This is a genomic window from Stackebrandtia sp., from assembly GCF_035643755.1.
GTDB lineage: Bacteria > Actinomycetota > Actinomycetes > Mycobacteriales > Micromonosporaceae > Stackebrandtia.
Map to the genome: position 1 here is coordinate 1 of NZ_DASQPW010000167.1, position 8,256 is coordinate 8,256.

6 protein-coding genes and 1 pseudogene are annotated in these 8,256 nt (G+C 71.6%); 3 read left to right on the plus strand and 4 right to left on the minus strand.

Going from position 1 to position 8,256, the window contains the following annotated elements; genetic code table 11:
- The coding region (locus VE172_RS12580; protein WP_324802030.1) for an ATP-binding protein at positions 1-1,518 on the minus strand (1,518 nt) is incomplete at its 3' end.
- Positions 1,519-1,614: 96 nt separating this feature from the next.
- On the opposite strand from VE172_RS12580, the gene VE172_RS12585 reads away from it, so the two are divergent.
- Positions 1,615-2,526: an aminoglycoside phosphotransferase family protein gene (locus VE172_RS12585; RefSeq protein WP_324802033.1), complete on the plus strand. Its 912-nt coding sequence runs from the start codon at positions 1,615-1,617 to the stop codon at positions 2,524-2,526.
- A 9-nt stretch (positions 2,527-2,535) separates the two neighbouring features.
- On the opposite strand, the gene VE172_RS12590 is transcribed toward VE172_RS12585, so the two are convergent.
- The gene (locus tag VE172_RS12590) at positions 2,536-3,081 is read right to left on the minus strand and encodes a TetR/AcrR family transcriptional regulator (protein ID WP_324802036.1); all 546 of its coding nucleotides are present in this window, start codon (positions 3,079-3,081) and stop codon (positions 2,536-2,538) included.
- Positions 3,082-3,218: 137 nt separating this feature from the next.
- Here VE172_RS12590 and VE172_RS12595 point away from each other — a divergent pair, with 137 nt between their 5' ends.
- The gene (locus VE172_RS12595) at positions 3,219-4,193 is read left to right on the plus strand and encodes a zinc-binding dehydrogenase (protein WP_324802039.1); all 975 of its coding nucleotides are present in this window, start codon (positions 3,219-3,221) and stop codon (positions 4,191-4,193) included.
- A 38-nt stretch (positions 4,194-4,231) separates the two neighbouring features.
- A pseudogene (locus VE172_RS12600) lies at positions 4,232-5,242 on the plus strand (alpha/beta hydrolase-fold protein); the annotation flags it as partial.
- A 6-nt stretch (positions 5,243-5,248) separates the two neighbouring features.
- On the opposite strand, the gene VE172_RS12605 reads toward VE172_RS12600, so the two are convergent.
- The gene (locus tag VE172_RS12605) at positions 5,249-6,874 is read right to left on the minus strand and encodes an ABC transporter ATP-binding protein (RefSeq protein WP_324802041.1); all 1,626 of its coding nucleotides are present in this window, start codon (positions 6,872-6,874) and stop codon (positions 5,249-5,251) included.
- Positions 6,867-8,256: serine hydrolase domain-containing protein (locus VE172_RS12610; RefSeq protein ID WP_324802044.1), on the minus strand; the 1,390-nt coding region annotated here is incomplete at its 5' end. The genes VE172_RS12610 and VE172_RS12605, both read right to left, overlap by 8 nt.

The window sequence follows — 8,256 nt, forward strand, 5'->3', positions numbered from 1 at the left end:
GTTGGCGCCCGCCGCGGCGCCGCGACCGTGGCCCGCGGCCTTGGAGGCGAGAACGAACAGGTCGTAGGAGCGCTCCAGATCGGCCATGCCCGTGGCGTCGGTGCGGTCGCGCAGCCGACCGCGATACTCCAGCAGCCGCGCCGCCCGTTCGGGCTCCCGTGCCTCGTCCACGAATCCCAGACCCGCTGTCGCGTAAGCGATGCCGCGCGGGTAGTCGCCGCTGAGCATGCAGCACTCGGCGGCGTGGACGCACACCTCCGCGCGATCCAACCCCAGCCGCTCGGCCGCGTCGGGCACCGCCTCCCACAGCTCGAGCACCCGATCCAGGTGGTGCGCCTCCTCGACGTACGCGTACGACCGACAGGCCGCGTCGGCGGCCCGCCACGCGGCGTCCAGAGCCACCTCGCGCATCCCCGCGGCGTAGCCGTGCGCCGCAAGCGCGGCGGGATCGTTCCCGTCGCGCAGCCGCTCGGCGAAACGCGCGTGCCAGCGTTTCCGTTGCCCCGCCAGTAGATCCTCGTACACCGCCTGGCGGATCAGGTCGTGGCGGAAGCGATATCCGTCCTGAGTGGAGGACAACAGTCCGTCGGCGATGAGATCGGCGAGGATCGCGTCCAGCTCGACATCCCCCCGCTCGGTGATCGAGGCCAGCAGCTCGTGCGAAACATCCACCGTGGACACCGACATCGCGTCCAGCACCGCGCGACGCGACGCCTCGAGGCCGTGCGGCACCTGCAGCAACAGTTCCCGCGCGCCGTCCGCCGCGGCTTCCCCGCTCTGGGCGATCGTCTCGACGAACAGCGGATTGCCGTCGCTGCGTTCGTGGACCCGCCGCGCCATCGCGGGATCGGGGCGTTCGCCGACGATCGCGGCCAACTGGCGCGCCACCTCGTGCCGCGTGAACGGATCCAGCCGAATGCGCGCCCCGCCGTGCCGCCGCAGCTCGGCCAGCAGCCCGCCCCGAACGGCGGCGTCGGTGTCGCGGTAGGTCACCAGGAGCAAGACGCCCGCCGCGGTGAGGTTGCGCGCCATGAACCCGAGCAGCTCGGCGCTGGCGGGGTCCGCCCAGTGGGCGTCCTCCACGACGACGACCAGCGGTCGGTCCGCCGCGGCGAGCTCCACGACCGCCAGGACCTCCTCGTACAACCGCAGTTTGTCCCCCGCCGACGGGATCCCGAGCTCGGGGAACCAGCGTGCCAGCTCCCTGCCGTCACCGGGCAGGCGCGCCGCGACGGCCTGGGCGCCCAGCCCGCGAATCACCCCGCGCAGCACCGCCACCAACGGCGCGTACCCCAGCCCGTCGCCGTCCAGCGGCGTGCAGGCGCCCGTGACCACCCGCGCGCCCGACCCCACCGCGTCGACGAACTCGGCGACCAGCCGCGTCTTCCCGATCCCCGCTTCGCCCGCCACGAGCGCGATCCGGGGCCCGACGGCGGCGGAGCGAAACTCCGCCAGCAGCCGGGTCAGGTCCTCGGCCCGACCGACGAACGCCGGGCTCACCACGCGAGACTCCACCATCGCGCTACAGCCTGCCATGTCCGACGAGCGAATCGCACACCCGAATACCGAGATCACACGATGCGCGGCGGATGTTTACGAAGGCACGATCGACCCATGACACCCGCACCCCGCATCGACGCCGACCTGGTGCGGCGCCTGATCGCCGCCCAGTTCCCGCAGTGGTCCGACCTGCCGATCGCGCCCGTACCCACCCAGGGCATGGACAACGCGACCTACCGCCTCGGCCGACACCTGTCGGCGCGGCTGCCCCGATTCGAGCGCTGGGTCGGCCAGGTGGAACGCGAACACCGCTGGCTGCCCCGCCTCGCCCCGCACCTGCCGCTGGCCATCTCCACCCCGCTGGCCCAGGGCGAACCCGGCGAGGGGTACCCGTTCCCGTGGTCGGTGTACCGCTGGCTGGACGGGCAGCCGCTCGACCTCGAGCGGCTGCCCGACCCGCTGCGCGCCGCCGCCGACCTCGCCGAGTTCATCGCGGCCCTGCACGCCATCGACGCCACCGACGGCCCGCGTCCCCAGTGGAGCAACTCCTATCGCGGCGTCCACATCGCCGCCGACGTGGATTCCGTGGCCTCCAAGCAAAGGGTGCTGCCGAAGCTCGCGGCGCTGCGCGACCTCACCGACACCGACGCGCTCGGCGCGGTGTGGGAGGCCGCGCTGGCCGCGCCCGCCTGGGACCGCCCCGCCGTGTGGGTGCACGGCGACCTGGCCCAGGGCAACCTGCTGAGCACCGACGGACGCCTCAGCGCCGTCATCGACTTCGGCACCCTGTCGATCGGCGACCCCGCCTGCGACATCAACAACGCGTGGATGTTCCGCGACCCCGCCGCCCGCGACGTCGTCCGAAGGGAACTCAACGTGGACGACGCCACGTGGGCCCGCGCCCGGGGCTGGGCGCTGGCGGCGTCGCTGCCCGTCCCCGACGACCCGTACTTCGCGCGGCGCCCCGACCGCACCCGCCGCGCGCTGCGCGTCCTCGACGACCTGGTCGCGGACCTGCGTCGGTAGCGACCGCGTTCATCCCCGCGAGGTGGCCGCGGCGTCGATGACCGCGCGAATCAGCAGCGAGGATCGCTCGCCCATCTCCTCGGGTGAACAGGGCTGGTCGTGCTCCAGCCACCACACGATCGACTGGACGAACATCCCCGAGATGACGGTGGGCACCAGGTCGTCAGGCCCGTGGCCGGGCAGGTGCGCCCCCGACATGGTCGCCAGCGCGACGCGCATCCGGTTGACGAACCACGGGCTTCCCTTGCGGCCCAACAGGGCCCGATACACCTGGTGGTAGGCGGCGATGTGGCGCAGGAAGTCGGCCCACCGCCGGCCGGGCGAGCGGGTGTCGTCGGTCGGGGTGGTCATCTCGGCCATCGCCTCGTCGAAGATCTGCTCGACGAGCTGGTACTTGTCACGGAAGTTGCGGTAGAACGCCGCGCGGCTGATCATGGCGCGTTCGCACAGCTCGCCGACGGTCACCCGATCGAATCCGCGCTCGTCGATCAGCTCCACCAACGCGCGCCGCAGCAGCGCCCGGGTGCGCCGCACGCGCACGTTCGGCTGAGACATGTCGGGCTCCTTGTCTCGTTCAAGACAGCGCCGCCGCATCGTCCCTTGTGGTTTCGGTGCGCGGCTCGCAGACTGGACCATGAATACTGAATGAGACACAGTGTCTCGTTTCAAGAATATCGTCTCAGGAGAAACGCATGCGCGCGATACGAGCGAATCGATTCGGCGAGCCCGAGGTGCTCGGCATCGAGGAGGTGGCCGAACCCGAGCCCGCGGCGGGTCAGATCCTGATCGGCGTCGCCTACGCCGCCGTCGCGTACGGCGACGTGATCGTCCGCTCGGGGCGCTATCCCCTGCCGCTGCCGTGGACCCCGGGCGTGGAGGTCGCCGGGCGGGTCGTCGCCGTGGGCGCGGGGGTCGACGACGCGCTGCTCGGCCAGACGGTCGTGGGGTGCACGGTGGACCAACGCGGCGGCTACGCCGAACGCGCCCTGGTCAGGGCCGATTACACGTTCGCGGTGCCGCCCGGCCTGACGCCCGAGGTCGCGCTGACCGTGTTCGAGGCGGGCGCGATGGCCCGCGGGCTGCTGTCGGCGATGCGGCTGGGGCCCGACGACACGGTGCTGATCACCGCGGCGGCGGGGCGGATCGGATCGCTTCTGGTGCAGACCGCCACGTCGGCGGGCGCGACGGTGATCGGCGCGGCGAGCCTCGACAAGCTCGATGCGGTCAGGGAATTCGGCGCCGATCACGCCGTCGACTACGGCGTCGAGGACTGGGGCAGGCGGGTTCGTGATCTCACCGAGGGACGCGGCGTCGACCTCGCGCTGGACGCGGTGGGGGGAGACGTCGCCGCCGAGGCGATCGCGGCCACCGCCGACGGCGTGGGCCGCTACGGCTTCTACGGCTTCGCGTCGGGGGAGTGGCCGGCGCTCGACGCCTCGACGATCGGAAGGCGCGGGCTGACCGTTAGCGGCGCCCTGGGAACCCTGATCCGTAAGCCCGACCCCGAACAGCGCGCCGACGCGCAAGCGGCGCTCGACGCGGCCGCCCGCGGCGAACTCACTCCGCGCATCCACGCCCGCTACCCGCTGGACCAGGCCGCCGCCGCGCACCGTGAACTCGAAGACCGCCGCTCCATCGGCGCGATCGTCCTGGTGACGGGCGCCTAGGATCGATCGACCGTACGGATCGATCCTTCGGAGGCGTGATGTCACTCGACCTGAACGGGCGGCTCGACGAGCAGTTCATCGACAGCGCGCTGCTGCGCGACAACCCGCTCGGCGACGCGTCGCGCCGTCCCATATGGATCTACCTGCCGCCAGGCTACGACGAGTCGGACCGCCGCTATCCCGTGACCTACCTGCTGCTGGGATACGGCGGCACGCTCCCGGTGTGGCGCAACCGAACCCCGTTTCGCCAACCGGTTCCCGAGCTGATCGACGGGATCTTCGCCCGCGGCGAGGCTCCGCCGATGATCCTGGCGTTCGTGGACGCCTGGACGACCTACGGCGGCAGCCAGTACGTCGACTCCATCGGCACCGGGCGGTACCACTCGTACCTGTGCGAGGAGATCGTGCCCTGGGTGGACAGTCGCTATCGGACACTGGCCGATCGGGACCACCGCGCCATCGCGGGGAAGTCGAGCGGGGGACTGGGCGCCATGATCACCCCGATGCTGCGCCCCGACCTGTTCGGCGCCTTCGCCACCCACTCGGGCGACAGCCTGTCGGAGGCGCAGTACCTGCCGCACTTCTTCGAGGCCGCGCGCGACCTGCGCGGGTACGACGGCGACATCTTCGCCTGGTGGCGAAACTTCCAATCCCGCGTCGCCTTCACCAAGGCCGAGGACATGCGGCTGCTGGAGATCCTCGGGGTGTCGGCGTGCTTCTCTCCCGCCGCCGACGGCACGCCCCTGCTGCCGTTCGACCCCGACACGGGCGCCGTGATCCCCGAGGTCTGGCGGCGCTGGCTGGAGTGGGACCCGGTGAGAATGGCCCCCGCCCACGCCGAGGCGCTGCGCTCGCAGCGCGCGATCTGGATCGACGCGGGAAAGCGCGACGAGTGGTTCCTCGACCTGGGGCAGTCCGCGTTTCGGCGCGCGCTCGCCGACGCCGGCGTCGACGACGACACCGTCTACTTCGAACTGTTCGACGCGGGCCACGTCGGCGTCGAGTACCGCCATCCCCTGGCGTTGAGCTGGCTGGCGCGGCGGCTGTCGACGGACTTACGCGCTCAACCCCGCGCCCGGGATCGCGGCCAGCAGCTCGCGGGTGTACTCGTGGCTCGGATTGTCGAAGATCTCCCGCGGCGTTCCACTCTCGACGATGCGGCCGGAGCGCATCACGTGCACCGTGTGGGAGATCTGCCGCACCACGGCCAGGTCGTGGCTGATGAACAGGTACGCCAGCCCGAGCTCGCGCTGCAGCTCGGCCAACAGCCGCAGGATCTGCGCCTGCACCAGCACATCCAGCGCGGACACCGCCTCGTCCAGCACGACCAGCTCGGGCGACAGGGCGATCGCCCGCGCGATCGCCACCCGCTGGCGTTGGCCCCCCGACAGTTCGTGCGGCAGGCGATCGGCCAGCTCGGACGGCAGCGCCACCTGCTCCAGCAGCGTCAGCACCTTGGCGTGCCGCGATCGCTTGTCGCCCACGCGATGCACCCGCAGCGGCTCGGCGATCGACTGCTCCACCGTGTAACGCGGGTCCAGCGACGCGTAGGGGTTCTGGAACACCGGCTGCACCCGCCGTCGCAGCGCGAAGGCGCCCTTCCTGCCGAGCGACGCGATGTCGGCGCCGTCGAAGCGGATCGTCCCCGAGGTGGGCCTCTCCAGCCCCAGGACCAGGTTCGCCGTCGTCGATTTTCCCGAGCCCGATTCGCCGACAATGGACACCGTGTGCCCGCGCGGAATGGTGAACGCGACGTCCTCCACGGCGGTGAACGGGTTGTCGGCCCCCGATCCCCTGATGGGGAACCGCTTGGTGAGCCTGTCGACGGCGACCAGGTCCCCGGCGTCGGGGCGCCGCACCGGGGTCAACGCGTCTCCGACCTCCACCGCCGAGGTGAGGCTCGGGGCGGCGGCCAGCAGCCTTTGCGTGTACTCGTGCTGGGGATTGGCCAGGATCTCCTGCGCCGCACCCGATTCCACGATCTGGCCGTGGTACATCACCGCCACGGTGTCGGCCCGCTCGGCCGCCAGCGCGAGGTCGTGCGTGATCAACAGGACGCTGGTGCCCAGCTCGGAGGTGAGCGCGTCCAGCTGGTCGAGGATGCGCCGCTGCAGCGTCACGTCCAGGGCGGAGGTCGGCTCGTCGGCGATCAGCAGCGTCGGTTCGCACGCCAGGCCCATGGCGATCAACGCCCGCTGCCGCATCCCGCCCGAGAACTCGTGCGGGAACTGCCGAGCCCGACGCTCGGCCTCGGCGATCCCCACCTGCTCCAGCAGCTCGATCGCCCGCCGCCGCGCGGCCCCACCGTGCGCGCGGCCGTGCACCTCCAGGGCCTCGGCGACCTGGTCCCCAATGCGCATCAACGGGTTGAGATTGGACATCGGGTCCTGCGGCACCAATCCGATGCCCGCGCCGCGGATCGCGGTCATCCCGCGCTCGCCGAGCTCCGCCAGATCCTGCCCCTGGAACAGCACCCGACCACCGATGATCCGCCCGTTGGCGGGCAGCAGGCGGTTCACCGCCGACGCCGTGGTCGACTTCCCCGACCCCGACTCGCCCACCACGGCCACGGTGCTGCCCCGCGGCACGTCCAGGCTCACCCCGTCGACGGCGGTCACCTCACCCGCGCTGCCGCGGAAGGCCACCGACAGGTCGCGGATGCTCAGTACGGGTTCATTCATCGTTCGCCTCGCCAGTTCGGTTTGACACGGACGTTTCGACCTCAGCGGCCCGCCGCACCCGCTCCCACATCGCCTCGGTGCCAAGTGGCTCGCCGCGAGCCAGCAACCGGTTGGTGCACAGGGCCAGGGCGGTACCCGACGCGGGGGAGAACCCGACCGCGCACCCGACGAACCCGGGGTGCCCGTACATGGTGGACATCTCCCCGCCGATGGTGAGCGGGTAGCGGCGAAACCCCAGCGCCTGTTCGGGATCGGGTCCGTCGGCCAGGAACTCCTCGACGACGGACGGGTTCCACAGTGAAGCATGATCGCGGAAGTTCGCCAGGAACGTCGCGTACCGCAACAGGTCCCCGATCGTCGAGAACAGCCCCGCGTGCCCGCTCACGCCGCCGAACGCGTGAAAGGCATTCCCGTCGTTGACCTCCCCGACGAGCGCGTGCGCCCTCCAGCCGTCGAATGCGGCGGAATCACGGCCGACGTTCTCGGACACGGGCACGCCGCCCGCCCGCCCACGGCCTGGCCCCGCTTCGAGCGCGCGGCTCGGCTGGCCAAGGCCAGTCTCGCCTTGGTGAGGGGAGCCGTTGGGGCCCAACCGATCGGATAGCAGTGCTGACGGGGCCCCACTCGTCCCGACTTCGGTGGCGGCGTCTGGGTGGTGGGTGTTGGTCCCGCTATGGCTGAGCGGGTTGCTGGTGGCCGTGCCGTCGCTCGGCAGTCCCGACGGGGCCGCGCCCGTGTTGGCTTCGCCAGCGGTGTCGGGCTGTTCGGCATCTGCCCCGCCGTGGCAGGGGGAGTCGCTGGAGGCCACGGGGTATGGCTCGCCCGTGGCCACGATGCGCCGTTCAATGGCGCCCGTGTTGGCTTCGCCAGCGGTGTCGGGCTGTTCGGCATCTGCCCCGCCGTGGCAGGGGGAGTCGCTGGAGGCCACGGGGTATGGCTCGCCCGTGGCGACCATGCGCCGTTCGACGCCGTCGCCGTACGCGCTGGACGCCACGTTGTCGTTGACGGGTCGGGCGAAACGCGTGTGCCGCAGGCCCATCGGCTCGGTCACGAGCTGGCGCACCGCCGCGGCGAGGTCGGTGCCGCTGGCGATCTCCACGATCCGTCCCAGGAGGATGAAGCCGAGATCGGAGTAGTGGCGGGCGGAGTCGAGCCCGTAACGCAACGGCAGACGCTCCACATAGCTTAGGGCGTCGGGACCCTTGCGGCCGTGAAGATACAGCGGCTGCCACTCCCACAGCCCGCCGCGATGCCGCAGCAGGTCCCGCACCGTGACCGCGTCCTTGCCGCCGCCGACGAAGCCGGGCAGGTAGTTCTTCACGGGATCGTCGAGGCGCACGTCGCCCGCCGACACCAGCGCGATCAACGCGGTCGTGGTCGCC

Bases quoted from the DNA above. Each gene is read 5' to 3' on its own strand.
- VE172_RS12585 (WP_324802033.1), top strand. From the start codon at position 1,615: ATGACACCCGCACCCCGCATCGACGCCGACCTGGTGCGGCGCCTGATC.
- VE172_RS12590 (WP_324802036.1), bottom strand. From the start codon at position 3,081: ATGTCTCAGCCGAACGTGCGCGTGCGGCGCACCCGGGCGCTGCTGCGG.
- VE172_RS12595 (WP_324802039.1), top strand. From the start codon at position 3,219: ATGCGCGCGATACGAGCGAATCGATTCGGCGAGCCCGAGGTGCTCGGC.
- VE172_RS12605 (WP_324802041.1), bottom strand. From the start codon at position 6,874: ATGAATGAACCCGTACTGAGCATCCGCGACCTGTCGGTGGCCTTCCGC.